Origin of the sequence: Pseudodesulfovibrio sp. 7M6, from assembly GCF_050058625.1 — a bacterium.
GTDB lineage: Bacteria > Desulfobacterota > Desulfovibrionia > Desulfovibrionales > Desulfovibrionaceae > Pseudodesulfovibrio > Pseudodesulfovibrio salinus.
Genome location: NZ_CP188816.1, coordinates 2002450 through 2027062, shown reverse-complemented (window position 1 = coordinate 2027062; position 24613 = coordinate 2002450). Strand labels below are relative to the sequence as shown.

24 protein-coding genes and 1 riboswitch are annotated in these 24613 nt (G+C 57.8%); of the genes, 23 read left to right on the top strand and 1 reads right to left on the bottom strand.

What is annotated here, in order from left to right:
* The first annotated feature begins 87 nt into the window (after window positions 1-87).
* The 22 genes from tpx (at window position 88) to ACI0FG_RS09625 (ending at window position 23514) form a co-directional block, all read left to right on the top strand.
* Entirely contained in the window at window positions 88-606 is a 519-nt protein-coding gene (gene tpx / locus ACI0FG_RS09730) for a thiol peroxidase (RefSeq protein WP_419784800.1), read from the top strand.
* A 126-nt stretch (window positions 607-732) separates the two neighbouring features.
* Entirely contained in the window at window positions 733-1089 is a 357-nt protein-coding gene (locus ACI0FG_RS09725) for an ArsR/SmtB family transcription factor (protein WP_419784799.1), read from the top strand.
* A gap of 177 nt (window positions 1090-1266) precedes the next feature.
* Window positions 1267-2316 carry an SO_0444 family Cu/Zn efflux transporter gene (locus ACI0FG_RS09720; RefSeq protein ID WP_419784798.1) on the top strand — a complete coding sequence of 350 codons (1050 nt, stop codon included), beginning with the start codon at window positions 1267-1269 and terminating at the stop codon, window positions 2314-2316.
* A gap of 99 nt (window positions 2317-2415) precedes the next feature.
* Window positions 2416-3342 carry an ABC transporter substrate-binding protein gene (locus tag ACI0FG_RS09715; protein ID WP_419784797.1) on the top strand — a complete coding sequence of 309 codons (927 nt, stop codon included), beginning with the start codon at window positions 2416-2418 and terminating at the stop codon, window positions 3340-3342.
* Between the two features lie 3 nt (window positions 3343-3345).
* Complete coding sequence (locus tag ACI0FG_RS09710; protein WP_419784796.1) at window positions 3346-4080, top strand: ABC transporter ATP-binding protein; 735 nt, start codon at window positions 3346-3348, stop codon at window positions 4078-4080.
* The gene (locus ACI0FG_RS09705; protein WP_419784795.1) at window positions 4077-4835 is read left to right on the top strand and encodes an ABC transporter permease; all 759 of its coding nucleotides are present in this window, start codon (window positions 4077-4079) and stop codon (window positions 4833-4835) included. Before ACI0FG_RS09710 ends, ACI0FG_RS09705 begins: the two co-directional genes overlap by 4 nt.
* Before the next feature lie 12 nt (window positions 4836-4847).
* Complete coding sequence (locus ACI0FG_RS09700; RefSeq protein ID WP_419788379.1) at window positions 4848-5816, top strand: PhoH family protein; 969 nt, start codon at window positions 4848-4850, stop codon at window positions 5814-5816.
* A gap of 2 nt (window positions 5817-5818) precedes the next feature.
* On the top strand, window positions 5819-6289 hold the full coding sequence (gene ybeY / locus ACI0FG_RS09695) for an rRNA maturation RNase YbeY (RefSeq protein ID WP_419784794.1): 471 nt from the start codon (window positions 5819-5821) through the stop codon (window positions 6287-6289).
* A gap of 16 nt (window positions 6290-6305) precedes the next feature.
* Window positions 6306-7862 (top strand): AlbA family DNA-binding domain-containing protein, encoded by a 1557-nt coding sequence (locus ACI0FG_RS09690; protein WP_419784793.1) that lies wholly within the window; start codon window positions 6306-6308, stop codon window positions 7860-7862.
* A 130-nt stretch (window positions 7863-7992) separates the two neighbouring features.
* Entirely contained in the window at window positions 7993-8889 is an 897-nt protein-coding gene (argF, locus tag ACI0FG_RS09685) for an ornithine carbamoyltransferase (protein WP_419784792.1), read from the top strand.
* A 33-nt stretch (window positions 8890-8922) separates the two neighbouring features.
* Window positions 8923-10152, top strand: coding sequence for an argininosuccinate synthase (locus ACI0FG_RS09680; protein ID WP_419784791.1), 1230 nt, complete (start codon window positions 8923-8925; stop codon window positions 10150-10152).
* A gap of 3 nt (window positions 10153-10155) precedes the next feature.
* Window positions 10156-11544 carry an argininosuccinate lyase gene (gene argH / locus ACI0FG_RS09675; RefSeq protein WP_419788334.1) on the top strand — a complete coding sequence of 463 codons (1389 nt, stop codon included), beginning with the start codon at window positions 10156-10158 and terminating at the stop codon, window positions 11542-11544.
* Window positions 11545-11723: 179 nt separating this feature from the next.
* Window positions 11724-13784 carry an ATP-dependent zinc metalloprotease FtsH gene (ftsH, locus tag ACI0FG_RS09670; RefSeq protein WP_419788333.1) on the top strand — a complete coding sequence of 687 codons (2061 nt, stop codon included), beginning with the start codon at window positions 11724-11726 and terminating at the stop codon, window positions 13782-13784.
* A 10-nt stretch (window positions 13785-13794) separates the two neighbouring features.
* Window positions 13795-14628 carry a dihydropteroate synthase gene (gene folP, locus ACI0FG_RS09665; RefSeq protein WP_419788332.1) on the top strand — a complete coding sequence of 278 codons (834 nt, stop codon included), beginning with the start codon at window positions 13795-13797 and terminating at the stop codon, window positions 14626-14628.
* A gap of 9 nt (window positions 14629-14637) precedes the next feature.
* Window positions 14638-15387: a diadenylate cyclase CdaA gene (gene cdaA, locus ACI0FG_RS09660; RefSeq protein ID WP_419788331.1), complete on the top strand. Its 750-nt coding sequence runs from the start codon at window positions 14638-14640 to the stop codon at window positions 15385-15387.
* Between the two features lies 1 nt (window position 15388).
* Window positions 15389-16294, top strand: coding sequence for a CdaR family protein (locus ACI0FG_RS09655; RefSeq protein WP_419788330.1), 906 nt, complete (start codon window positions 15389-15391; stop codon window positions 16292-16294).
* A 30-nt stretch (window positions 16295-16324) separates the two neighbouring features.
* A complete protein-coding gene (gene glmM, locus ACI0FG_RS09650; RefSeq protein WP_419788329.1) occupies window positions 16325-17677 on the top strand; it encodes a phosphoglucosamine mutase in 1353 nt (450 codons plus the stop codon).
* 96 nt (window positions 17678-17773) lie between these two features.
* Window positions 17774-18646 carry a UTP--glucose-1-phosphate uridylyltransferase GalU gene (gene galU / locus ACI0FG_RS09645; RefSeq protein WP_419788328.1) on the top strand — a complete coding sequence of 291 codons (873 nt, stop codon included), beginning with the start codon at window positions 17774-17776 and terminating at the stop codon, window positions 18644-18646.
* Window positions 18634-19377, top strand: a complete 744-nt coding sequence (locus ACI0FG_RS09640) for a hypothetical protein (protein WP_419788327.1) — start codon at window positions 18634-18636, stop codon at window positions 19375-19377. Before galU ends, ACI0FG_RS09640 begins: the two co-directional genes overlap by 13 nt.
* A 7-nt stretch (window positions 19378-19384) precedes the next feature.
* Window positions 19385-21745, top strand: coding sequence for a replication restart helicase PriA (priA, locus tag ACI0FG_RS09635; RefSeq protein WP_419788326.1), 2361 nt, complete (start codon window positions 19385-19387; stop codon window positions 21743-21745).
* A gap of 71 nt (window positions 21746-21816) precedes the next feature.
* Complete coding sequence (locus ACI0FG_RS09630; RefSeq protein WP_419788325.1) at window positions 21817-22326, top strand: OmpH family outer membrane protein; 510 nt, start codon at window positions 21817-21819, stop codon at window positions 22324-22326.
* Between the two features lie 9 nt (window positions 22327-22335).
* A complete protein-coding gene (locus ACI0FG_RS09625) occupies window positions 22336-23514 on the top strand; it encodes an SH3 domain-containing protein (protein WP_419788324.1) in 1179 nt (392 codons plus the stop codon).
* 60 nt (window positions 23515-23574) lie between these two features.
* Here the strand turns inward: ACI0FG_RS09625 and ACI0FG_RS09620 are convergent, their stop codons facing one another.
* Window positions 23575-24048, bottom strand: coding sequence for a hypothetical protein (locus ACI0FG_RS09620; protein WP_419788323.1), 474 nt, complete (start codon window positions 24046-24048; stop codon window positions 23575-23577).
* A 195-nt stretch (window positions 24049-24243) separates the two neighbouring features.
* Window positions 24244-24347: riboswitch (TPP riboswitch) on the top strand.
* Window positions 24348-24408: 61 nt separating this feature from the next.
* On the opposite strand from ACI0FG_RS09620, the gene thiS reads away from it, so the two are divergent.
* Window positions 24409-24609, top strand: a complete 201-nt coding sequence (thiS, locus tag ACI0FG_RS09615) for a sulfur carrier protein ThiS (protein ID WP_419788322.1) — start codon at window positions 24409-24411, stop codon at window positions 24607-24609.
* The last annotated feature ends 4 nt before the right edge of the window (window positions 24610-24613 follow it).

Below are 24613 nucleotides of genomic sequence, written 5' to 3'. Positions count from 1 at the left end.
GAAAAAGTTCTTGATAATTAGAAGCAGAAGCATTACTAGTAATAGTTATCAGTTAGTTATTTCATCCAATAAAAATAGGAGTTCATCATGAACGAGAGAAAAGGTGTTGCCACTTTCAAGGGAAATCCCCTTACATTGCTTGGACCCGAGTTGAAGGTTGGAGATGTTGCTCCCGATTTTACCGCGCTGGCGAATGACCTGTCGCCTGCCACCCTGGCCGATTTCAAGGGCAAAGTCCTCATCGTGGCTTCCGTTCCGTCTCTGGATACGGCTGTCTGCGATATCGAGACCCGCCGGTTCAACACTGAAGCCGCTGCCCTGGGTGATGATATTGCCATCCTGACTTTGAGCATGGACCTTCCGTTTGCCCAGGCCCGCTGGTGCGGTGCTGCCGGGGTAGAGGCCGTAAAGACCCTGTCCGACCACAAGGACGCTTCCTTCGGTGAGGGCTGGGGCACGCTGATCCAGGAACTTCGCCTGCTGACCCGCGCCGTCTTTGTTGTGGATCAAAAGGGAACCATTACCTATGTCCAATACCTCAGCGAAGTCACTGAGGAGCCGGATTACGAGGCAGCCCTTGCCGCTGCCAAGAAATTGGTCGGCTAACAGATCAAAAAATAAAATGAAACGGGCCGCTTCCCACCAGGGGGGCGGCCCGTTTCCCATGCTTGACAGATTTTTTGGTCATATTTATACTTATTATATATGAGCAACCAGACATGTGAGGCTAAGATGACGGGAATGGCTTGCAGCGAGACAAATGAACACTCGCAGAATGTGGAGATGGTTCGGGCACAGATGCTCTCCGAGAGGGAATTTCTTTTTCTCGCGGAATTGTTCAAAGCCTTCGGGGATTACACCCGTGCGCGCATATTGTTCGCTCTCTCCATGCACGAGCTCTGTGTTTGTGCCCTGGCGGAAGTCTTGGATATGTCTCAGTCCGCCATTTCCCATCAGCTCCGGCTGTTGCGCGCGGCAAGACTGGTGCGCTACCGCAAGGAAGGAAAGAATGTGTTCTACGCCCTGGACGATGCGCATGTGCGCAATCTGATAAGCCAGGGAATAGACCATGTCCGGGAACAGGGCTAGGAAGGCCCTTTTTTTTGGGCGGAAGCACCGCCCTGGCCCTCTTGGGCAGCCGGGGCGCGTAGTGGGCTTGCCGGGTTGGGACAACGGTTTCCGGGCAAGTTGGTAGGTGTACAACTCTTTTTTTGATTCTTTATGTGAATAGCTGTTCAAATATAATGTGATTACAGGTGTTTTTTTATGGATGTCATTTGGTCGGTGGGGATAGCGTCTTGGCATGTTTTGGTAGAGGCCGCCCCCTATGTTCTTTTCGGCTTTTTTGTGGCCGGGCTGCTCAAGGCCTGGGTGCCCGATTCATTCATGGCTATGCATCTTGGCGGCAACGGTTTCGGAGCCGTGGTCAAGGCCGCGCTTATCGGCGTGCCGCTTCCCCTTTGTTCCTGCGGGGTTTTGCCTGCCGCGCTCGGATTGCGAGGTCAGGGCGCGGGCAAGGGGGCAACCACGGCCTTCATGATCGCCACCCCGGAAACCGGAGTGGATTCCATGGCCGTGACCTGGGCGCTCATTGATCCGTTCATGACGGTCATCCGGCCCGTAGCCGCATTGATTACCGCAGTGGCGGCCGGGACTTTGGTCAATGCCTTCCCGGACAAGGAACCCGCGCCATTGCTCATGGCGGGCGATGTTCAGGGATGCGGATGTCACGATTGCGGTTGCAGCGGCCGCGACCCTGCGGACAACGCCTCGGTAACCGGCAAATTCATTTCCGGCATGTCCTACGCTTTTGGCGAGATGATCGGCGATATCGGCCGCTGGCTTCTACTCGGTGTTGTCATTGCCGGACTTATCAGCGCCCTGGTGCCGGATGGTTTTCTTTCATCCTTCGCAGGTGGCCCTCTTTCCTATCTGGTTATGCTGGTGGTGGCTTTACCTCTTTATGTCTGCGCCACTGCCTCCACGCCCATAGCCGCTTCGCTGCTGCTCAAGGGTATTTCTCCTGGCGCTGCACTGGTGTTCCTGCTGGCCGGTCCCGCTACCAATGGTGCCACGATCACCGTCATGCTCAAGACTTTGGGCAAGCGGGCAACCGGGCTGTATCTGGCCGCCATTGTCGTCAGTTCCCTGGCGCTGGCCTTTGTGGTCGATCATCTTTATGTCGCCCTCGGCCTGGATATCCGCGCCGTGGTATCGGAAGTGAGCGAGACGTTGCCGCATTGGGTCGGTGTCGGGTCCGCCGTGGTGCTGTTGCTGTTGGTGGTCCGCGGGCTGATGCCGCATCGCGAAGGGTGAGGCTGATATTTGATCCCGGTTTGGGATTAGTTCACCCGCCTTTTCTTTCCTTTCCGACCATGGTACATCCCACGCCACCAGATACGTTGGAGAAAGGGAATGAAAAAACTGCTCTTCGTCCTTTGTTGCATCCTGCTTTTGGCACCGTCGGTCCACGCGGAAAATACGCGTATCCGTTTCGGCGTGCTGCCGGTGCTGGACACACTGCCCATGGAGGTGGGCGTGCAGGATGGCCTTTTTGCCGCGCAGGGACTGGACGTGGAGTTGGTTCGTTTCACCTCGGCCCTGGAGCGCGATACCGCCATGCAGGCAGGGCGGATAGACGGCTATTTCGGCGACCTTGTCGCCACCCATTTGCTCATCGATCATGGCGTGCCCATGCACATAGCCTTGACCTCCTGGCGTACCACACCGGGCCATCCCATGTTCGGCATTGCCCTGTCTCCGGCCAATAAGGGCAAGACTCTCGCGCAGGTTCGGGGCGGAAAACTCGGCATGTCCAAGTCCACCATCATGGAATTGCTGGCGGACAAGATGTGCGAGCGACTCGACATTGCTCCCGATTATTTCTCCCGCGTCGAAGTAAAGAAGATGCCCATCCGATTCCAGATGCTCATGTCCGACCAACTGGATGCTGCCCTGCTGCCGGAGCCATTGCTGTCCCTGGCGCGGCTGCGCGGCGGCAGCGTGCTGACCTCTGCCGAGGACCTCGATATTCCGCTGACCGTTCTGTGTCTGCACCGTCGCTATTTCACGGGCGATGCGGGAGCCTACAAGGCTTTTGTCGCCGCCTATGGTCTGGCCGTGGAGCGGCTGGCGGCCGATCCCGAAAAGTACCGGCCGCTCATGGCCAAGACCTGTCGTATCCCCAAGCCGTTGGTAGCCGCTTTCCCGGTATATCCCTATCCCGCCCCCGCCTTGCCCTCGGCTGCTGAACTGGCAGCCGTGCAGCAATGGATGATAGGCAAGGGGCTGCTCAAGGCACCCATTCCGGATGAACAAATCTTACCTCCGGCCGTCCCCTAATCGATGCTCAAGGCCGAAAATTTAGGAAAATCCTACGGCGGTCAGCCGGTGCTGGAGGAGGTCTCCTTTTCCCTGGGAAAAGAGGAGACGCTGGCCATTGTCGGCCCCTCCGGATGCGGCAAGACGTCGTTGCTGTACCTGTTGAGCGGGTTGGTCATGCCGGATACCGGGCGGATACTGGTCAACGACGAGGCCGTCACCGGTCCCAATCCTGATATTTCCATTATTTTGCAAGATTATGGCCTGCTGCCCTGGCGCACCGTCATCGATAACGTGGCGTTGGGCCTCAAGGTGCAAGGCGTTGGCCGGGCAGAGCGGCTCAGTCGGGCGCGGGCCCAACTGGCGGAACTGGGAATCTCCGGGCGTGACAGCGACTATCCCGCTAACCTGAGCGGAGGAGAGCAGCAGCGGGTTGCCATTGCCCGGGCCTTTGTCACCCGGCCTCGTATCATGTTGCTGGACGAGCCCTTTTCCTCCCTCGACGCTCTGACCCGCGAGCGGTTGCAGTATGCGTTGCTCGACGTTTGGCAGCAGCGGCGGGTGCCGTTCGTGTTGGTCACGCATTCCCTGGAAGAAGCGGTGGTGCTGGGCAAGCGGATCATGGTCATGTCCGCCCGTCCGGCGCGGCCGGTGCGCGTCTTTGACAATCCCGGATTCGGCAGCCGGAGCATCCTGGATACCGAGGCGTGTTTCAATCTCCTGCGCGAGCTGCGGAGTACGGTGGAGGATCTGTGGTGAGTTTCAAGCCGCTGATTCGCTATCTTGCCGTAATTGTCGTGATCGGCCTGCTCTGGAAAGCGGCTGCTTCGGCCATGGGCGGCGTAATCCTGCCCGCGCCGGAGGATGTCGTCCTTGCCTTTGCCCAGGCCCTGACGACAGCCACCTTCTGGGGGCATTTCGCCACCAGCGCGTGGCGGGCCGTGGCGGCCATGGCGCTCGCGTGGCTGACAGCCTTTCCGCTGGGGCTGCTCATGGGCAGCGTGCCACGTATTGACGCCATGTTGGCCCCATTTGTCTTCTTGACCTACCCCATTCCGAAGATCGTCCTGTTGCCGGTGTTTCTGCTGCTCTTCGGGCTGGGGGATGCGGCCAAGATTTTCATGATCGCGCTTATCCTGGCCTATCAGATTTTGGTCACCACGCGGGATGGAGTGAAATCCATTCATCCGAAATATTTTGATTCCATCCGCTCTTTGGGCGGTTCGCGCCGTCACGTGCTGCGAGAGGTACTTCTGCCCGCCGCGCTGCCGCATGGATTTACGGCGCTGAGATTGGGCACGGGCGTTTCCGTGGCCGTTCTCTTCTTCGTTGAATCCTTTGCAACCACGAGAGGGCTGGGATATATGATCATGGATGCCTGGGGGGCCATGGATTACCTGACCATGTTCTCCGGTATTCTGGGTATGTCGCTGCTCGGCGCGGCCCTGTACGAGATAGCCAATTTTCTGGAACGTCGCGCTTGTCGCTGGATGTTCCTGCGCAACAAAGGATAGGAGGGTTTCGTTCTGTCCGTTACAAAACTTGAATTCAATGATGCCCGGCTCGCCAACCGACTCTTCGGGCCTCAGAATCAACACCTGAAACTGCTTGGCGAGCGCATTGGCGGCGATATCGAGAGCCGTGGCAATGCTGTGACCATATCGGTGCCGGATGGCGAAGAGGATCGGGGCGATCTGGCCGCCCAGGTACTTGGCCAGCTTTACTCCATGCTTCGATCCGGCAAGAAACTTTATCCGCAGGATGTGGATTTCGCTTGCCGCACGCTGGAACGCCAGCCCACTGCCGATCTGGGAGAGGTCTTCAAGGCGGATGTGTACGCGGCCTCGGGCAAGCGCACCATTTCGCCTAAATCGCTGAATCAGCGTACATATCTGGATGCCATCCGCGAGCACGATCTGACTTTCGGCATCGGCCCGGCTGGTACCGGCAAGACCTATCTGGCCGTGGCCATGGCCGTGGGGGCCCTGGTTCGGCGCGAGGTCAAGCGCATTGTCCTCACCCGTCCGGCTGTCGAGGCGGGGGAAAAGCTGGGTTTCCTGCCCGGAGATTTGGCCGAGAAGATCAATCCCTATCTGCGGCCGTTATACGATGCCCTGAATGATATGCTCGATTTCGCCAAGGTGCAGGAATATCAGGAAGCCGGTGTTATAGAAGTAGCTCCGCTCGCCTTCATGCGCGGCCGTACCCTGAACGATGCCTTTATCATTCTGGACGAGGCTCAGAACACCACGCCCGAGCAGATGAAGATGTTTCTGACCCGGCTTGGTTTTGGTTCGCGTGCCGTGGTTACCGGCGATGTGACCCAGGTGGACCTGCCGAGCAACGCCCGGTCCGGGCTGCTTCATGCCAGGGAAATTCTGAATGGCGTCAAAGGCGTGCGCTTTGTCGAATTCGATGAGGAAGACGTGGTGCGTCATCCGCTGGTTGGCCGAATTGTCCGTGCCTACGACAAATACGAGAACGGGGGGCACTGACCATGGAGAGTGCGGTCAGAATCCTGCGCGAGACGCGGCTTGATCCACGCTTTCCCCTGTCGCGGCATGAGCTTGCAGGTCTTTGCGAGCTGTTGCTGGATTCCCTTGGTCTGGAAGGTTTGCCGGTCACGGTCAAGCTGGTGGACGACAGGGAAATCGCCCGGCTGAATCATGCCTTTCTCGGCTGCGAAGGCCCGACCAACGTCTTGAGCTTTCCTGCCGAGGAATATGATGGCGGGGAAGATGCGTCGTCTGCGGATGACGGGGAAGGAGAAGCGGTCGGGCTGGGTGAACTGGCCCTCTCGGTGGATGCGCTGGCTCGTGAGACCGACCTCTACGGCCAGCCGCCGATAGCCCATCTTTCGCGATTGCTGGCCCACGGTTTTCTGCATCTGGCTGGATATGATCATGGTGATGCCATGTATGATCTTACCGACGCGGCTGTAGATCGCGCCTTGCTTGAATATTCATAAGGAGTGGGAGAAGAAAATGCCCCCGCGCAATGGCTTGATAGGCAGGCAACTGTACCGGATTTTGTTTTACGGCGTAATCTTTACGGTCGTTGCCGTGGGCGCTTTGGCCGTCTGGGGCGTTCGTGAGATTCGCCATGACGCGGCTGTGGTCGCTGTCGAGAACTCGGCCCGAGGACTCTCGGGAGCCGTTACCGTGCTGGTCAATGCCGTAACTGCCGCCAATGAGGAAATCGACCTCAAAATATTGCGTTCCCTCCGGCCGGAATCCTTGCGCAAAACTTTTTCGGCCATGCTGCAGCGGCATCCCAATCTGGCCTCGGTCATTGTATCGGACAGCAAGGGGCTCCGTTACATGCTTACCCGGCAGACGGACGGACTGATGGAGACCGTGCCGGGGCGGGGAGAGGACCCTTCCACCCGCTGGCGTTTCATCAAATCGAACGATGTGCTGGAAGACCGGGACCCCGCGCCGGGGTTTGTGCGGGAGGATCTGGATGCGGCCCTGGCCCAGGAGTTCGCCAAGCTGCAACCCGGTCAGGTCCGTTGGCTCAGTGCTTCCCGTTTCCACAAAACCGGCGAGTCGTGGCTCACGGCCTCCAGTCTGGTGGAGAGCGACGGCGAGCCGTACCTGATGTCCTACGTATTTCCCATCGATGCCGTTGCCAGCCAGCTGGAAGGGGCGGAGAAGGGCGGTGCCGAACGGATATTCCTCTATTGGCCCAATGGCCGGGTTCTTCCCATCTCGGGGCTGGGCGTGGCGGTGGCCCCCAAGGCCTATGATGCAGGAGATGTTCCCGACCCGGTGATGGCGGCCGCAACGAGTCTTCTGGCATCCGGCAAGGTGAGTACCGACAAGGCGTTCGCTTACAGGGTGAATGGCGAAGCGTGGTGGAGTTTCGCGCTGCCGCTTTCGGTATTTGGCGATACCATGTCGCTTGGTGTGGCGGTGCCGCAAAAAAATATCGTTTCCACGCTGACCAGCGACAACTTTCTGATTCTTTTTGGCGGCGTTCTCGTTCTGCTGGCCGGGGTAGCCCTGTTCATATTGCGCCGGAACAAGGGGCGCATAGAGGTGCTGGGGCACCGCCAGCGTGCGGCGCGGACGGCCCAGGACGTGCTTCATCTCATTGCGGAAGGGGAGAGCTCCGGGCTGGAATTCAAGCAGACGCTCCGGTTCAATATCAAAGCGGGCAAGAACGGGCGTGAGATTGAACATGCCAGCCTCAAGACCGTGGCCGGATTTTTGAATTCGGAGGGCGGAACCCTGCTTGTCGGCGTGTCCGACGACGGCCGGGTGACCGGATTTGAGGAAGATAAGTTTGAGAATGCCGATAAGGCGTTGCTGCATTTCAATAATCTGGTCAATCAGTGGATCGGCACCGAATTTGCCAGATATCTTGATACGATGGTCATCGAGGTGCAGGGGAAGTCTGTATTGCGGGTGCATTGCCTGCCCGCCCGGGGGCCCGCCTTTCTCAGGGACGGAAAGACTGAGGAATTCTATGTCCGCAGTGGTCCGGCCAGCCGCCAGCTTTCGCTCATCCAGTTTTACGAGTGGCTCAGCAGGCATTGATGCTCCAAGGCTTGGTGTGGGCCCGGTTTCGGCATTGCCGGGGGTAAATCGCTTTACAATCAAATGAGAATGGTCCACACTCCATATCTTTCTGTCGATTGTAGGCAACTGATGATGGAGTAAATGTACGATGCCCAAGCATTTTTTGACCATTCTGGACATCCCCAGGGATGAGGTTCGGCAGGTGCTGCTGCGCGCCAAGGAGATGAAGGACAACAAAGTCCGTACTGATCTTCTGGCCGGGAAGACCCTGCTGCTGATTTTCGAGAAGGCGTCCACCCGGACCCGTGTTTCCTTCGAGGTCGGCGTCCGACAGCTCGGCGGCGATCCGGTTTTCGTCTCCTCCCGTGATTCCCAGCTCGGCCGCAATGAGCCGTTGCAGGATACCGCGCGCGTCCTTTCCCGATATGCGGATGGCCTTATCGTGCGAACCTTCGGGCAGGAGAAGCTGGATACCCTGGTGGAATATGGCGACATCCCGGTGGTCAATGCGTTGACCGACGAGTACCATCCCTGCCAGGTCATGGCCGACATGCTGACCATGTACGAGCGCACGCCGGACCTCTCCAAATGCAAGGTGGCCTGGGTGGGCGACGGCAACAACATGGCTCACTCGTTCATCAATGCCTCTGCCGCGTTCGGGTACGAACTGGCCATTGCCTGCCCGGAAGGGTATGATCCCGACCAGGAAATACTGGACAAGGCTGTGGATTTGGGTGCCAAGATTACGGTAACCCGTGATCCGGCCAAGGCCGTGTCCGGCGCACATTACGTCAACACTGATGTGTGGGCGTCCATGGGACAGGAAGAAGAACAGAAAAAACGCGAAATCGCCTTTTCCGGATACATGGTTGATGAAGCCCTCATGGCGAAAGGCGACAATGCGAAGCTCATGCATTGCCTGCCCGTCCATCGCGGCGAAGAGGTCAGCGAGCCCGTGTTCGAGGGGCCTGCCTCCATCGTTTGGGATCAGGCCGAGAACCGGCTGCACATGCAGAAGGCCATTCTCGAATGGATTTATAAATAATTCAAGACGATATATTTTAAAGGAATTAATCAGATGAGCAAGATAGAAAAAGTCGTTCTGGCGTATTCCGGCGGGCTGGACACTTCCATCATTCTCAAGTGGCTCAAGCTCAACTACGACTGCGAAGTGGTCACCATGACCGCAGACCTCGGGCAGGGCGAGGAGATGGACGGTATCGAGGCCAAGGCCCTCTCCACCGGTGCCACCAAGGCCTATGTCGAGGATCTGCGTGAGGAGTTTGTGCGCGACTACGTGTTCCCCATGTTTCGCGCCAATGCGCTGTACGAGGGACGTTACCTCCTCGGCACCGCCATCGCACGTCCGCTGATCTCCAAGCGCATGGTAGAGATTGCCGAGATGGAAGGCGCGCAGGCCGTGGCTCACGGTGCCACCGGAAAGGGCAACGACCAGGTCCGTTTCGAACTGGCCACCATGGCCCTCAATCCCCGCCTGACCACCATTGCTCCCTGGCGTGACTGGGATCTCAAGTCCCGTACCGATCTGATCAATTTTGCCGAGGAGAACGGCATCTCGGTTCCGGTAAGCCGCAAGAAGCCCTGGTCCATCGATGCCAACCTGCTGCACACCTCTTTCGAGGGCGGCGAGCTGGAGGATCCGTGGAATGCGCCCGGCCCCGATTGCTACCGCAATATCGTCCCGCTGGAACAGGCTCCGGACGAGGCCGAGGAGATCACCATTGATTTCGAAGCGGGCGACCCCATCGCCATCAATTCGGTCAAGTATTCTCCGGCCGCTCTCCTGGCCAAGCTCAACGAGTTGGGCGGCAAGCACGGCATCGGTCGTATCGACATGGTCGAGAACCGTTTTGTGGGTATGAAGTCCCGCGGCATGTACGAGACCCCCGGCGGCACCATTCTGGCGGCCGCGCATCGTGATCTGGAAGGGCTGTGCATGGACCGCGAGATGATGCATCTGCGTGACAGCCTGATCCCCCGCTATGCCGAAATGGTTTACTACGGATACTGGTTCTCCCCGGAGCGGGAGGCCCTGCAGGCCATGATCGACAAGTCGCAGGAGCGGATCACCGGTACTGTTCGGGTCAAGCTGTACAAGGGCAACGCTGTACCGCTCGGACGCAAATCTCCCTTCTCTTTGTACAATGCCGACCTGGCCACTTTCGAAGAAGACTATGTGTACGACCAGGCCGACGCTGCCGGCTTCATCAAGCTGGTGGGCCTCCGGCTCAAGGGACGCATGCAGCAGTCCAAATGGGGCGGCAAGGAAAGCGAAACCTGCGAGTAGAAGATGGCTGAAAAAAAGATGTGGGGCGGCCGGTTTGCCGAAGGCACCGCTGCCTCGATGGAGGCGTATTCCGAGTCCGTGTCCTATGACCGGGCTCTGTACGCCGAGGATATACGGGGTTCTCAGGCCCACGCGCGTATGCTTGCGAAGCAGGGCTTCCTCTCCGACGAGGAGGCCCGTACGCTTTGCGAAGGCCTGGACAAGGTAAAGGCCGAGATCGAGTCCGGCGAGTTCGTCTGGAAGGTGGAGATGGAAGATGTTCACATGAACATCGAATCCCGCCTGACAGAACTGGTTGGTCCGGTAGGCGGCAAGCTGCACACCGCCCGCAGCCGCAACGATCAGGTCGCTCTCGATTTCCGGCTGCATGTAGCCGTCCGCCTTGCGGACTGGTTGGTGCGTCTCACCGAACTCATCAATGTGTATGTGACCCGTGCCGATGAAAATCGGGATGTGTTGCTGCCGGGCTTCACGCATTTTCAGCCCGCACAGCCGGTCAGTCTGGCCCACCACCTGCTGGCTTATTGCCAGATGTTCAAGCGCGATTTCGAGCGTGTGACGGACTGCCTGAAGCGCGTGCGCGTCATGCCGCTTGGGGCTGCGGCCCTGGCGGGAACAACCCATCCGGTGAGTCCCCGTGCCGTGGCCGATGATCTGGGCGTTGACGAAATCTTTGCCAACTCCATGGATGCGGTTTCGGACCGTGACTTTGTGCTGGAATCGGTTTTTGCCGGGAGCTTGATCATGACGCACCTCTCCCGGATGTGCGAAGAGATAATTATCTGGGCCAATCCGAATTTCGGTTATGTGAAGCTGCCGGACCATTATTCCACTGGCTCTTCCATTATGCCTCAGAAGAAGAACCCGGATTCCTGCGAACTTATGCGCGGCAAAACCGGGCGTGTGGTCGGGGACCTGATGTCCCTGCTGGTGCTGCTAAAAGGGCTGCCCATGACCTACAATCGCGATCTTCAGGAGGACAAGGAGCCGTTCTTCGACGCGGACCGAACGGTCTGTGCTTCGCTTGGCATCATGGCTGGCCTGCTTTCCGAGCTGACCTTTGTGCCGGAAAAGATGCTGGCCACCGTGCGGCGCGGGTTCCTCAATGCGACGGAGCTTGCCGATTACCTGGCCGCCAAGGGTGTTCCCTTCCGCCAGGCGCACCATATCACCGGTGCGGCCGTGGCCTTTGCCGAAGGAAAGGGCGTTGGATTGGAAAATCTCAGTCTGGACGAATTGCGTAATTTTTCCAACGAGATCGGCGAGGATGTCTTTGCCGTTCTTGACTATGAAGCTTGCGTCAGGAGACGGACCTCCCCCGGTGGAACAGGGCCGGATTCCGTTGATGGTCAGATTGCGAATTTGCGCAACTGGCTGGCGTCTGAGCGGTAGTGTAAAGTCTCATCCTGCCCAAGCTGGGCTTTTTTTGCTTTTCCTCTCTTGATTTTTCGCGGAAGGGCATTAGGTTAGACTATCAGACGGGTTGAAAATTCATCGGCCGCTATAACCGTCGTGCGGCGCCTTCAAGAGGGAATCCGGGTTTAAGGCCCGGTCGCCCGGAGGACGTTTCCTTGAACAATCATATGAAAAATCTTGTGATCTGGGCGATTATCTTCATTTTGATGGTCGTTCTCTTCAATTTGTTCAACCAACCGCCCATGCCGCAGGATCAACCGGCTTACAGTCAGTTCCTGTCGATGGTGGATAGCGGTGAGGTGGCCCAGGTTAAGATCCAGGGCCCAAAAATTACGGGCACGAAAAGCTCGGGTGAGCGCTTCCAGGTTTATGCGCCGGACGATCCCAAGCTCATCGACACGCTCATCAAAAAGGGCGTGGAGGTGAAGGCGGAGCCGCCGGACGAATCTCCCTGGTATATGACGCTGCTTCTGTCCTGGTTCCCCATGCTGCTGCTCATCGGCGTCTGGATTTTCTTCATGCGCCAGATGCAGGGTGGCGGCAGTGGAGGACGCGGAGCCATGAGCTTCGGTCGTTCCAAGGCGCGCCTGATCAATGAAGAGACTGCGAAGGTCACGTTTGAAGACGTGGCCGGTGTGGATGAGGCCAAGGAAGAACTTTCCGAGGTCGTTGATTTCCTGCGTGAGCCGCGCAAGTTCACCCGCCTGGGTGGCCGCATCCCCAAAGGCGTGCTCCTGGTGGGCAGCCCCGGTACCGGTAAGACCCTGCTGGCGCGTGCCGTTGCCGGCGAGGCCGGGGTGCCGTTCTATACCATTTCCGGTTCGGACTTCGTAGAGATGTTCGTCGGTGTGGGGGCTTCCCGCGTGCGTGACCTTTTTGCCCAGGGCAAGAAGAACGCTCCCTGCCTGATCTTCATTGATGAGATCGACGCCGTCGGTCGTCAGCGTGGAGCCGGCCTGGGCGGCGGACATGACGAGCGCGAACAGACCCTGAACCAGTTACTGGTCGAGATGGATGGTTTCGAGTCCAATGAGGGCGTCATTCTTGTGGCCGCTACCAACCGGCCCGATGTTCTGGATCCGGCCCTGCTGCGCCCCGGTCGTTTCGACCGACAGGTCGTGGTGCCCAATCCTGACCTTCGCGGGCGCGAGCACATCCTTAAGGTGCATAGCCGCAAGACTCCGCTGGCCCCTGAAGTCGATCTTGAGATCCTTGCCCGTGGTACCCCCGGTTTTTCCGGTGCCGATCTGGAGAATCTTGTCAATGAAGCGGCCCTTCAGGCTGCCAAGGCAGGCAAGGACCAAGTGGGTATGGCCGATTTCGAGGAAGCCAAGGACAAACTGATGATGGGTGGCCGTGAGCGGCGCAGCCTCATCCTCTCCGAAGACGAAAAGCGGACCACGGCCTATCATGAGGCTGGACATGCTCTGGTTGCCAAGCTGTTGCCCGGCACGGACCCGGTCCACAAGGTGTCCATCATTCCCCGCGGCCGTGCATTGGGTGTTACCATGCAGCTGCCCGGTGAGGATCGGCATAACTATTCCAAAGACTTCCTTATCAATAACATGGCGGTGCTCATGGGTGGGCGTTGCGCTGAAGAGATTGTGCTCAACCAGCTCACCACGGGCGCGAGCAACGATATTGAACGCGCTACCAAGACGGCCCGCAACATGGTCTGCATGTGGGGCATGAGCGACAAGCTCGGTCCCCTGAGCTTTGGCGACAATCAGGAGCAGGTCTTTCTGGGCAAGGAGCTCATTCACAACCGTGATTTCGGCGAGGAGACTGCAAAGCTCATTGATGCCGAAGTGCGCCGGTTTGTGGAGGATGCCTACGATCAGGCCACAACCCTGCTCAAGGAAAATCTGGAAGCGCTTGAAGCCATTGCCAAGGCGTTGCTCGACCGCGAGACTATTACCGGCGAAGACATCAACCTTTTGATGGAAGGCAAGGAATTGCCTCCCATGCCGGAAACCCCGTCGGATGGCGGAGGGCAGTCTGGCGCTTCGGGATCGTCCGACCGGAAGACTGGTTCGGGATCGCCCTCAGGCTACACGGCCGAGGGCAAGCCTGCCGGACCCGGATATACGCCCAAGAGCGAGGCCGGGAAGGATGACTTCATTCTGGAAGAGGATGAAGGGCCGGAAACAGAGGAAGGAAAAGATCCCGAGAGTCAGAGCGGTTCCGGTGATGATGGAAACTCGAAGCTCCAATAGAACAATATCCATGGAAAATTCCATTTGGACAGTGAAGGGGGGTAAGGTCCTTGGGCCTGCCCCCTTCCTTATTGCCGGTATCGTCAATGTGACGCCGGATTCCTTTTATGATGGCGGTACGCACCCTGATGTGGAGAGCGGCACCGCCCATGGGCTGAAGCTGGCGGAGCAGGGGGCCGACATACTGGATGTCGGCGGCGAGTCCACCCGCCCGTATGCCGATCCTGTCTCGGAAGCCGAGGAAATGGCTCGCGTTGTCCCGGTGATTCGGGAACTGGCTGAAGCAGGGCATACCATCTCGGTAGACACCTACAAGGCGAAGGTTGCGGCGGCGGCCATGGACGCTGGGGCGGATATCGTCAACGATGTTTCGGCCTTTGCGTTCGAGCCTGAATTACTGGACGTTGTTGCGCAGTACAAGCCCGGCTACGTGCTGATGCACAGTCTGGGAAAGCCCGAGCAGATGCAGAATGCTCCGTCCTGTGGCGACGTTGTGGGCGAGATAATGGCTTTTTTTGAAGATAAGCTCGCCGCGCTGGTCAAAGCCGGATTGCCGGAGGATCGTGTTGTTCTTGATCCGGGTGTGGGGTTCGGCAAGCTTTTGGAACATAATCTGGAAATTCTGAGGGGAATCGACCGATTCCGTTCGTTGGGGCTACCTGTGTACATGGGGCTGTCCAACAAATCCGTTTGGCAGGGGCTGCTTGATCTGCCTGTCGGAGAGCGGGGCAATGCCACGCAGATAGGCACTGCGCTGACTGCGGCGAAGGGAGCGTTTATTCATCGTGTCCATGATGTAAAACTCACCCGGCAGACGTTGACCATTGTTCAGGAAATAGCGTAAGATAAAGGCATGTTCGAACTTTTCGGCATACAGGTCACCTGGCGGGTGCTGCTCGATATCGGGCTGGTTGCCGTCATTTATTACAACATCATTGTTTTGGTGCGGGGAACCCGCGCCGCTGCCGTACTGTACGGAATGGTTGTTGTCGTCGTTATTTATTACCTTTCCGGATTGTTTAATCTCTACACGCTCAATGCCCTGCTCGGTGAGTTCCTGACCTCCATCTTTCTGGTGGTGATCATTCTGTTCAAGAACGATATCCGCAAGGGCCTGGCCAGTGTTGGGACAAAACGGTTCTGGACCAAGTCACAGGTTCGTGACGATACGTTGGATCAGATGGTAAGGGCAGTGATGGACATGTCCGCCTCGCATACCGGAGCCATCATCGTCATTGAGAAGAACATGCCGCTTGGGGATATTATCGAGCGGGGTAGCCTGCTCGACGCCAAGGTAAATAAGGAATTGTTGGAGACCATATTTTTTACGGATACCCCGCTGCATGACGGGGCCGTCATCGTCCGGCGCGACAGGCTTATCGCGGCCGCATGTATCCTGCCTCTTTCCAACAAGCTGAGGGGACAGCCCATGTACGGCACCCGGCACCGGGCGGCTCTCGGCATATCCGAAGGCTCGGACGCCGTGACCGTGGTTGTATCCGAGGAGCGCGGCGAGGTCTCCGTCGCCATGAACGGCAGGCTGACCACCAGCTTGGATGAAACCCGCTTGCGCCGAGTGCTGCGCAATGCTCTGGGGCGCTGAGATGGTTAAGAATTGGCAGACCGTACTTCTGGCCGTAGCTATGGCCGTCTTTACCTGGTTTTTGGTCACCGGCCGGGAAGTCGTGGAGACGTGGGTGGATATGCCTGTGGTCATGACCAACCCCCCGGAAGGCATGATTATCGAGGAAGGGCTGGTGGACAAGATCCAGGTCCGTCTGCGCGGGCCGAAAGGTCTGGTGGGCAACTTGGCCAATCAGCCGTTGACCTACTCTCTGGATGTCAGCCACTTGCGCCTCGGCAATCAGGTCATGGAAATTGATGCCGACAAATTGCCTTTGCCGCCGACTTACGAAATTATCGAGGTCAAACCGAATCGCTTGAAGCTGTTTGTCGACCGCCGGACGACCAAGACCGTCCCGCTTTCTCCGGCATGGGCTGGAAAGCTCAATCCGGATTACAAGCTTCTTGATGTTGTGGCATCACCGGATACCGTGGAAATCAGAGGGCCGGAAACCCGGATCGGCAAGATCAATCAGGTCAGTGTCGTACTCAAGGAAGATTTTCCGGATGATGCACCAAAGAGTTTTGTCGCGGATGTTCCGGTTGGCGTGCCGGACGAGATCGAGGCTTCGCCCGGACAGGTCCGTGTCGAGGCGTTCTTTGGTCCGAAAACAAGGGAAATATGGGTCAAGATGCCACTGGAGCTGGTTGTTCCTGATGACTTCAATGTCTCGGTTTCGCAGGATTACGTCCGCCTGCTGATAGATGGCCCCGTCGCCCTTTTCCGCAACAATGAATACCGTAAGGACATGCGGGTCAAGCTTGTCTTGGGCAGCCATGTCACACCAGGGACCTTTGAGCTGGACTACGATGCTATTCTGCCGGACGGCTGTAGAATCGTGAAGAAGAATCCCGAGACCATCACAACCGTATTGAAGAAAAAATAGGCCCTGACACGGCCTGTTGGAGTATAGTTCATGAAGCAGAGGCTTTTCGGTACCGACGGCCTGCGCGGCCAGGGTAATGTTTTTCCCATGACCCCTGAAATCGCGCTCAGGCTTGGGCTGGCCGCTGGACAATATTTTCGTAATGGCTCCGGCCGTCATCGCGTGGTGATAGGCAAGGATACCAGGCTTTCTGGCTATGTTTTCGAGACAGCCCTGACCTCCGGGCTGTGCGCCAACGGCATGGATGTTTTTCTGGTCGGCCCCATGCCCACTCCGGCCATTTCGTTTTTGACCCGCAACATGCGTGCGGATCTTGGAGTGGTCATTTCCGCCAGCCACAACCCGTTCATGGACAACGGCATCAAGTTCTTTGACCACGAGGGCTTCAAGCTGCCGGACGAGACCGAGGATGAAATCAGCGCGCTTGTCTTGGGCCAGCATACAGAATGGAACTACCCGGCGCCGGAGAAGATCGGCCGCGCCAAGCGCATCAATGACGCCCGCGGGCGGTATATCGTCTACCTCAAGAACAGTTTTTCGCCCAAGCTGACGCTGGATGGAATGAAGATCGTGCTTGATTGCGCCAACGGTGCGGCCTATAGCACGGCTCCCTACGTCCTGGAGGAGCTGGGTGCCAAGGTCATTTCGGTCGGAGTTGATCCCGACGGACTGAATATCAATGAATACTGCGGGTCACTGCATCCCGAGGTCATTTCCCATGTCGTAAGGGAGCAGGGGGCCGATATGGGCATTGCCTTGGACGGCGATGCCGACCGACTTATCGTTTGCGACGAGAACGGCCGCATCCTTGATGGGGATCAGATCATGGCCCTGAGTGCTCTGGAACTGCTGGAACAGGATCGGCTGCCGGGCAATCTGCTGGTCTCCACCGTCATGAGCAACATGGCCCTTGAGCTTTTCATGCAGGAGCATGGCGGCAGATTGTTGCGCACGGCCGTGGGCGACCGCTACGTGGTGGAGGCGATGCGCCGTGAAGGCGCGGTCCTGGGTGGGGAACAGTCCGGGCACCTTATCTTTATGGAACACTCCACAACGGGTGATGGTCTTTTGGCTGCCTTGCAGTTGCTGCGCATAATGTGCGAGAAAGAAAAACCTCTTTCCGAACTGGCCGGTCTTCTGGAACCATTCCCGCAGGTGCTGAAAAATGTGCGGGTGGAGCGCAAGGTGCCTTTTGAGGATGTTCCCGAAGTGCAGAAGGCTGTATGCAAGGTTGAGACGGCCCTCACCGGAAAGGGGCGGGTTTTGCTTCGTTATTCCGGTACGGAATCCCTTTGCCGCGTCATGGTGGAGGGGCCGGATTTGCCGTTGGTCGAATCCTGCACGGAAGATCTTGTTGAGGTTTGCGAGAAGTTTTTGCGCTAGTCATCTGTTTGCCGCAGATGTGGCCCGGTGTGTGCGGAACAAAACGGGCATCAATGAAAATTCGCGACGACAAGGACAAAAAACGGGAGGAATAGCATGGAAATAAAGAAAGCCGTCATCCCTGTTGCCGGTTGGGGCACCCGCTCTCTGCCAGCCACCAAGAACGTGCCCAAGGAAATGCTGCCCATTTTTCGCAAACCCATTGTGCAGTATATTGTGGAAGAAGGCATAGATGCCGGATTGTCCGATGTGGTCTTTGTTACCAACCAGAACAAGACGATCATAGAGGACCATTTCGACCGAAATTTTCTGCTTGAGCAGTTGCTGGCCAGGGCGGCCAAAACCAAGATGCTGGATGAAGTCCGACACGTGGCCAATCTGGTCAACGTCATTGCAGTCCGCCAGAAGGAACAGCTCGGCCTCGGCCACGCCGTTCTGACAGCGCGAGAGGTCTGCAAAAACGAACCTTTTGCCGTCATGCTCGGCGACGACCTGCTCTTCGGCCGGGGAACGGGCATCGGTGAACTTATCCGGGCCGCTGAGTCCACGGGTAAGGCCGTGGTCGGCGTTATCGAAGTGCCGGATGACAAGGTGAGCAAGTATGGCGTGATAGCCGGTTCCAAGGAAGGGGACAGAACCTATCGGGTGAACAGCCTGGTGGAAAAGCCTCGCAAGGAGGATGCCCCCTCTAATCTGGCAATCATTGGTCGATACGTTTTGCTGCCGGAAATTTTCGATATTCTTCAGAGCCAGAAGCCGGGCGTGGGTGGTGAAATCCAGCTTACCGACGCGCTTCAGGGGCTGGCTGATCGCGACAAGCTTATTGCCGTCAAGCTGGGCGGCCAGCGTTTCGATGCCGGCGACTGGGTGGAGTATTTGACCGCCAACATTTATTTTGCCTTGCAGGACGAAGAGTTGCGAGACGAACTCGTGCGCAGGCTTCAGGAGCTTCTGTCTTGTTCCAATTGATCCGATGGGGAGCGGCCTTCATGCTGCTCTTCGCGCTTGCCGTTCCCGGTTTTGCCTTTACGCCCGATGATGGCGAGTTGGCGCAGGCCGTTCATTCCACCTATGGCCCGCTGTCGTCATGGGAAGCGGAGATGAGCTTCCCGGATTATCCCGGCGTTGCCGTGCATCTCTGGTATGCCCGTGGCAAATGGCGCCAGGAATGGAAATCAGCTGCAGGCAAGGCGATTGCCGTCGGATATCAAGGCAATGTGTCCGCCCGGTGTACGGCCGAGGACTTCCCGTTGTCCCCGCTTTTCGTCTGGATGGTCCCCAACCCGGTTGAGACCTGGAAATCCTGGGGAGTGGACAATGCCACTGCCGGTTACGGATTCTGTGACGAAACCCCATGCTATCTGTTTGGGGCGGATACGACGGAATCGGGCGATGCTCCTGCTGTGTTTCTGGACAACGAGTCCGAAGCCCCGCTGCTCATCCGGTATGGGACGGGCAGTGATCTGACGACGTTGTCCTATTCGGATTTTCGCGTGCTCGGCGGGTTCAGCCTGCCGCAGTCCGTCGGTGTGACCCGGGATGGCACCACGATCAGGGCGACTGTCCGTTGGATAGCGGTCAATCGTGCGGAGGGCGAGGAGCTCTATGCACGGGATGCACTGGACCCGACTCCCTGCGTCGCACCGCCGGAACCCTTCACGCTGATGCGCGGCCTGCTCAAGTACCCGACGGCCAAATAGGATTTTCATGGCCGATCTTTGGCAGGTTACGCTCGTCAGTCCTCCTTATCAGGTCTTGACTTACGAGCGCCCTTCGCATGTGCCTGTGCCGGAACCGGGACAGCGCGTCATCATTCCCTTGGGGCGTTCCCATCGCATGGGGGTGGTTCTCGGCCCGGCCGAGACCGTGCCCGAAGGCGTGGCGATCAAGCCTATACTCTGGCCTTTGGAGCGCAGGCCGCTTCTTTCGGCCGGGTACCTGGACCTTGCGGCCAACATGGCCTCGCGCCAGATGACCAGCGTTGGGCGCATCCTTGAGATTCTTCTCCCGCGCGGGCTGCGGACCGCATCGGTGACCTTCCGTGTGGACCGGCATATGTCCGACCGGGAATTGCCCGGCACCATCAAGCCGTCCGGGTTGAACAAGTTTTGTGAAGCGGATCTGGACGCGCTGGCCAAGCTTTGGCAGGCAGGGCGGATGCGGGTGCAGTTGAGCAGTAAGCGAGAAGCCGAGGAACAATTCGCTTCTCTTGTATCGGACCCGCCGTGGCCTGTCCGGCCCAATGCCAAACGTCAACTGCGTCTTTTGGAATTCTTGCACGACAACGGTCCGCGCAGTCTTTTTTCTTTGAAATGCGCCCTTGGGGATTGGGTCAATCCAACCCTGGTGCAGTTGGAAAAGGCCGAATTGGTCACACTTGGCCGGGTTAGCGCGGACATGGTCGATGAAGTCGACCAGGAGCCTGCCTGCGACGGCCCTTCCGAATTGGCGGTGGACCCGACACCCGAGCAACGGACCGTGTTGGCCGAACTGACCGCGACCCTGGACGCCGGGGGCGGGCCGCATCTGGTGCACGGCGTGACCGGAAGCGGCAAGACCTTTCTCTACCTTGAGATGGCCCGTACCTGCCTGGAACGGGGTTTGTCCGTCATGCTGCTGGCACCCGAAGTGGCGCTGGCCTGTTCCCTGTATCGGGAAGCCGTCTCCAGATTCCCCAATGAGAGAGTCCTGCTGTACCACGGCTATCAAAGCCCCGGAAAACGGGAGGCCACCTTTTCCCGCGTGGCGCGGGAGAAAGGCCCGATGATCGTGGTCGGCACCCGATCCTCTCTTTTTCTTCCGGTGCAAAGGCCGGGGATGATCGTGCTGGACGAGGAGCATGACGAGTCTTTCAAGCAGGAAGAGCGTTTGAGCTACCACGCCAAGGAAGTAGCCTGGTTTTTGGCTGAGAAATCCAAGGCGCTTTTGGTGCTGGGGTCGGCCACGCCGGATGTAAAGACGTTCCAGGCTGCCAGAAGCGGAGCCATTCCGATTTCAGTCCTCAAGGAACGTGTCGGAAACAGTGAGCTGCCGACCGTTCGGCTGGTGGATATTTCCGGACTGACTGGCGACAATTTTTTTGCGCAGGAAACCCTGGATGCCGTGGCCGAGGCGGTAAAGGCGGGCGAGCAGGTTATCGTCATGCTCAACCGCCGTGGGTATGCGCCTGTCATGTATTGCCTGGATTGCGGCGAGGCCGTGCGCTGCCCGGAATGCGAGGTGGGCATGACCTACCACAAGGGCCGGGAGCGGGTGGTTTGCCATTACTGCGGATTGACCTATCCCTACCCGTTGCTGTGCTCCAAATGCGGAGGCGGGAATTTCGTACCCATGGGCGAGGGCACGGAGCGGCTGGTGGAGCGGCTGGAAGAGGCGCTGCCGGAGGGAACGGGCGTGCTTCGGCTTGATCGCGACGCCACCCGCCGCCAGGAGCGCATGGAAGAGATTCTCGCCGCCTTCGGACGGGGCGAGGCGCAGGTGCTGGTCGGGACACAGATGATTTCCAAGGGCCACCATTTTCCGCGCGTCACCCTGGTTGTGGTTGCCGATGGTGATCTCGGCCTCAACTTGCCGGACTATCGGTCCGGGGAGCGGACATTCCAGCTTTTGGTGCAGGTGGCGGGACGTGCCGGGCGGGGTGACGCGCCTGGGCGGGTACTCATTCAGACACGAAACCCGGTCCATCCCATCTGGAACGAAGTGCTCGGCGGCGATTATACGGGGTTTTTCCAACGGGAAATCGGGCGGCGGAAGATGTTCGGCTATCCCCCATTTTCCAAGCTGGCCCTTGTCCGTATCAGTCATCCCGCCAAGTTTGACGGCGGGGCGGATGCCGTGGCCCACATCGGCAATGCCCTGCGAGCCCATGCCGGAGAACTGGAGATCACGGCGCTCGGACCGGCTCCGGCACCGTTGAGCATGTTGCGGGGCCGCCGTCGGTTCAACTGTCTGCTCAAGGGGCACGACTGGGGAAAACTGCGCACGCTGTATGGCTATCTGGTGCAGGCCAATCCAGCACCCGGCGAGGTGCGTCTTTCCCTGGACCTCGATCCGCTGACCACTTTGTGAACATCTCGACAATTCATGTCGTTTGCGGCTACAGTGCCGTATTCTTCCGTAAGATCAAGAGAGCCATGCAAATGAAATCATTACATATGGGATTGGCCGGTCTGCTGCTGTGCCTGCTGTGCGCCGCACCCGCCGCCGCCCAGGAGTCCAAGGTGGGGTTCGTGAACCCCCAGCGCATCATCAATGAGTCCAAGATCGGCCAGATTGCGCAGGAAGACCTTGCGCGGCTGGGTCGGGAAAAGGATCGCCGGGTGAGCGGACTGCTGTCCAGGATAGACGGTCTCAAGGCCGAGGTTGAAAGCAATACCCTGTCGGTATCCGAGCAGCAGTACAAGGAAAAGGATCTGCGCCTCAAGGCTCGCGACTATGAAGACCTGGTGAAGAACAGCAACCTGGATATCCAGACCGAGGAGCGGCACCTCATCCAGTTCATCATGCGCCGGGCGGATTCCATCCTGCGACGCATTGCGGAGGAGCGCGGCTTCACCATGATCATCACCGACCCGGAAATCATAGGCTATGTTTCCCCTGCCGTGGACATGACGGACCGGGTCATCAAAGAACTCAACGCCATGCTGTAAGGTGGCAATATGCGCATAAAATTACTTGTTTTGACGGCAGCCTGGCTGCTTCTGCTGACTGGTTCCGCCCTGGCCTTCGGGCGGATCGCCTACCCGGACAGGCCGCTCAACCTGCGTGCTTCCCGGTCCGCCCGTGCCAAATGGGTCGGTTCACTGTATCCGGGTCAGAAGGTCCGTATCGGGTTCGAAAAAAACGGATGGGTAGCTGTTTTCGAGTCGAATGAGACCCGTGCCGACGAACGGTATGCCGCCGGATTTTCCAATGCCAAATACCTCAGGAATAAACGCGGCCGTTACGAGCCTGAGGCATGGGGCGAATATGTCACCGTCACGCGCAATCTGAATATCCGCAGCAAGCCGGACATTCGAGGCAAACGGCTCGACATGCTCAAGGAAGGGGAGGTCGTCAAGGTCGATTTCCCGGACGGGGATTGGTCTTTGGTTTTTCGGCCCGATGCGACGATTCGTTCGGATATGAACGGTATGGGCTATGCGAGTTCCAAATACTTCGAGTCCGCGAAAGCCCCTGCGCCTGTTTCGAAAGCTGCGTCATCGCCTGTTGTTGAAGCAGGGAAAGGCCCCGGGCAGGTGGCGGGCAAGGTTACACCTCCTCCCGCACCAAAGCCGGAGCCGGAAGTGATTGTTCCCGAAAAAAGGGAAGTGGAGCATCCTGTCCCCATGCCACCTGCGCAGGAAAAAGCGGCCGAAGCTCCGAAGTCGGTTCATATTGCCGAGTCGGCAAAGGCGAAGCGGAGCCCGGAACTGGCACCTGCACCGGCTGCTCCCAACTTGGATGCCGCACCAACTGCTGGAGAGCGAAAAACCATTGTCATAGATCGATCCCGATTCACTGGTGCAAAACGTGTTGACCCCACGCCCAACGAGACGGCGCACGGCTATCAGTACCGTCTTTTGGAACGGTCCGAGTCCCGCCAGTACGGCATTGCCTGGATCACGCTCAAAGTCTTTTTGAGCACCAAGGTTTTGCCTAAGGCGGATGCGCTCAAGGATTTTGCCTCCACCATGTGGAAGGAAAACCGCCGGGCCGCAAAGAATCTGGCCGTGCTGATTTACCTTCCGGGCATGGATACTGGCGATCTGTCCTATGCCGTAATTCGTTTTGATGATGCGGGAATGATTGAATACTGGGTCAGGAAAACCACATTGATCGGTACCAAGTTCATGTAGAAGAACCGGTACACTATGAGAACGAAAAAAAGCGCAGCTCAAGGCTGCGCTTTTTTTGTACTATCCCATTTCGCGTTCGAGAAAGAGAGGAATCGCTTTTCTGGCTTTTGCGCGGGGTGTCGCGCGCTTGACGGGCTGCTTTTCAGCTTCGTCCCTGGGCATCATGTACAGACCATGGCAGTTCTGGCATTCCCAGTGTTTATCGCGAGCCTGAAGATGAACCAGCAGGCCGTCCCTGTCATAGCAGACCTGGCAGAACGGGCCTTTTCTTTCATTTTCTTCCGCCAGCCAATATTTTTGCCCATCGAACTGGATCTTTTCCGCCAGATTCAGCACGTCGGCCACCTCGTTCAGCTGTGTCTTGAGCGCTTCGTTTTCTTCGCAAACTGCCAGGAACTCATCCTGGAGGCTCTTCAGAATAGCTTCCGCTTCTTCAAGTCTTCCCTCTTTGCAGAGGATGAGGGCACGCTTGAAGCCGGTGGCCTGATATAAGGTCGAGAACATGAATCTATTCCCCCTTTGAAGTTCGGTCACGGAAAACTTATCGGCCAGAGGTTTGCAAAACTTTAGTATTTTCGAATTTTATATGAATCGAAGGTGTTCTTAGTGGCCGAATTCTGGAAATAAAGAGTGTTCAAAATTGAAACAAAATACATATAACTTATTTTAATAACTGTATAAGCTATCTAAAATGAGCGCCTTTACAATGTCATGTGATTGGCATACGGTGCAACAAGCTAGGGGGGCCCCTTTGGGGCTGAGATGGGTAAAAAACCCGACCCTTTGAACCTGATGCGGATAATACTGCCGTAGGGAAGCTGCACCTCGTTATGTCTTCATTTCGTATGCGCTTGCCACCCCGGCAAGCGCATTTTTTTTTACCAGGAGCCGACCATGGTTGTTGTCGTCAATGGAACGGAGACCGAATTGCAGGAAGGGCAGACGTTGCTTGGACTGCTTGAGGAACGAAATATTCCGGCGGACGGCGTGGTGGCCGAGCTGAACCAAGCCATCGTGCCGGGTGCGGACTGTGGGAAAACCGTCCTGTGTGACGGAGATCACCTTGAGGTGCTGCGCTTTGTCGGTGGCGGCTAGGAGA

Coding starts and splice junctions, on each gene's coding strand:
- tpx (WP_419784800.1), top strand. CDS start 88: ATGAACGAGAGAAAAGGTGTTGCCACTTTCAAGGGAAATCCCCTTACA.
- ACI0FG_RS09725 (WP_419784799.1), top strand. CDS start 733: ATGACGGGAATGGCTTGCAGCGAGACAAATGAACACTCGCAGAATGTG.
- ACI0FG_RS09720 (WP_419784798.1), top strand. CDS start 1,267: ATGGATGTCATTTGGTCGGTGGGGATAGCGTCTTGGCATGTTTTGGTA.
- ACI0FG_RS09715 (WP_419784797.1), top strand. CDS start 2,416: ATGAAAAAACTGCTCTTCGTCCTTTGTTGCATCCTGCTTTTGGCACCG.
- ACI0FG_RS09710 (WP_419784796.1), top strand. CDS start 3,346: ATGCTCAAGGCCGAAAATTTAGGAAAATCCTACGGCGGTCAGCCGGTG.
- ybeY (WP_419784794.1), top strand. CDS start 5,819: ATGGAGAGTGCGGTCAGAATCCTGCGCGAGACGCGGCTTGATCCACGC.
- ACI0FG_RS09690 (WP_419784793.1), top strand. CDS start 6,306: ATGCCCCCGCGCAATGGCTTGATAGGCAGGCAACTGTACCGGATTTTG.
- argF (WP_419784792.1), top strand. CDS start 7,993: ATGCCCAAGCATTTTTTGACCATTCTGGACATCCCCAGGGATGAGGTT.
- ACI0FG_RS09680 (WP_419784791.1), top strand. CDS start 8,923: ATGAGCAAGATAGAAAAAGTCGTTCTGGCGTATTCCGGCGGGCTGGAC.
- argH (WP_419788334.1), top strand. CDS start 10,156: ATGGCTGAAAAAAAGATGTGGGGCGGCCGGTTTGCCGAAGGCACCGCT.
- folP (WP_419788332.1), top strand. CDS start 13,795: ATGGAAAATTCCATTTGGACAGTGAAGGGGGGTAAGGTCCTTGGGCCT.
- cdaA (WP_419788331.1), top strand. CDS start 14,638: ATGTTCGAACTTTTCGGCATACAGGTCACCTGGCGGGTGCTGCTCGAT.
- ACI0FG_RS09655 (WP_419788330.1), top strand. CDS start 15,389: ATGGTTAAGAATTGGCAGACCGTACTTCTGGCCGTAGCTATGGCCGTC.
- glmM (WP_419788329.1), top strand. CDS start 16,325: ATGAAGCAGAGGCTTTTCGGTACCGACGGCCTGCGCGGCCAGGGTAAT.
- galU (WP_419788328.1), top strand. CDS start 17,774: ATGGAAATAAAGAAAGCCGTCATCCCTGTTGCCGGTTGGGGCACCCGC.
- priA (WP_419788326.1), top strand. CDS start 19,385: ATGGCCGATCTTTGGCAGGTTACGCTCGTCAGTCCTCCTTATCAGGTC.
- ACI0FG_RS09630 (WP_419788325.1), top strand. CDS start 21,817: ATGAAATCATTACATATGGGATTGGCCGGTCTGCTGCTGTGCCTGCTG.
- ACI0FG_RS09625 (WP_419788324.1), top strand. CDS start 22,336: ATGCGCATAAAATTACTTGTTTTGACGGCAGCCTGGCTGCTTCTGCTG.
- thiS (WP_419788322.1), top strand. CDS start 24,409: ATGGTTGTTGTCGTCAATGGAACGGAGACCGAATTGCAGGAAGGGCAG.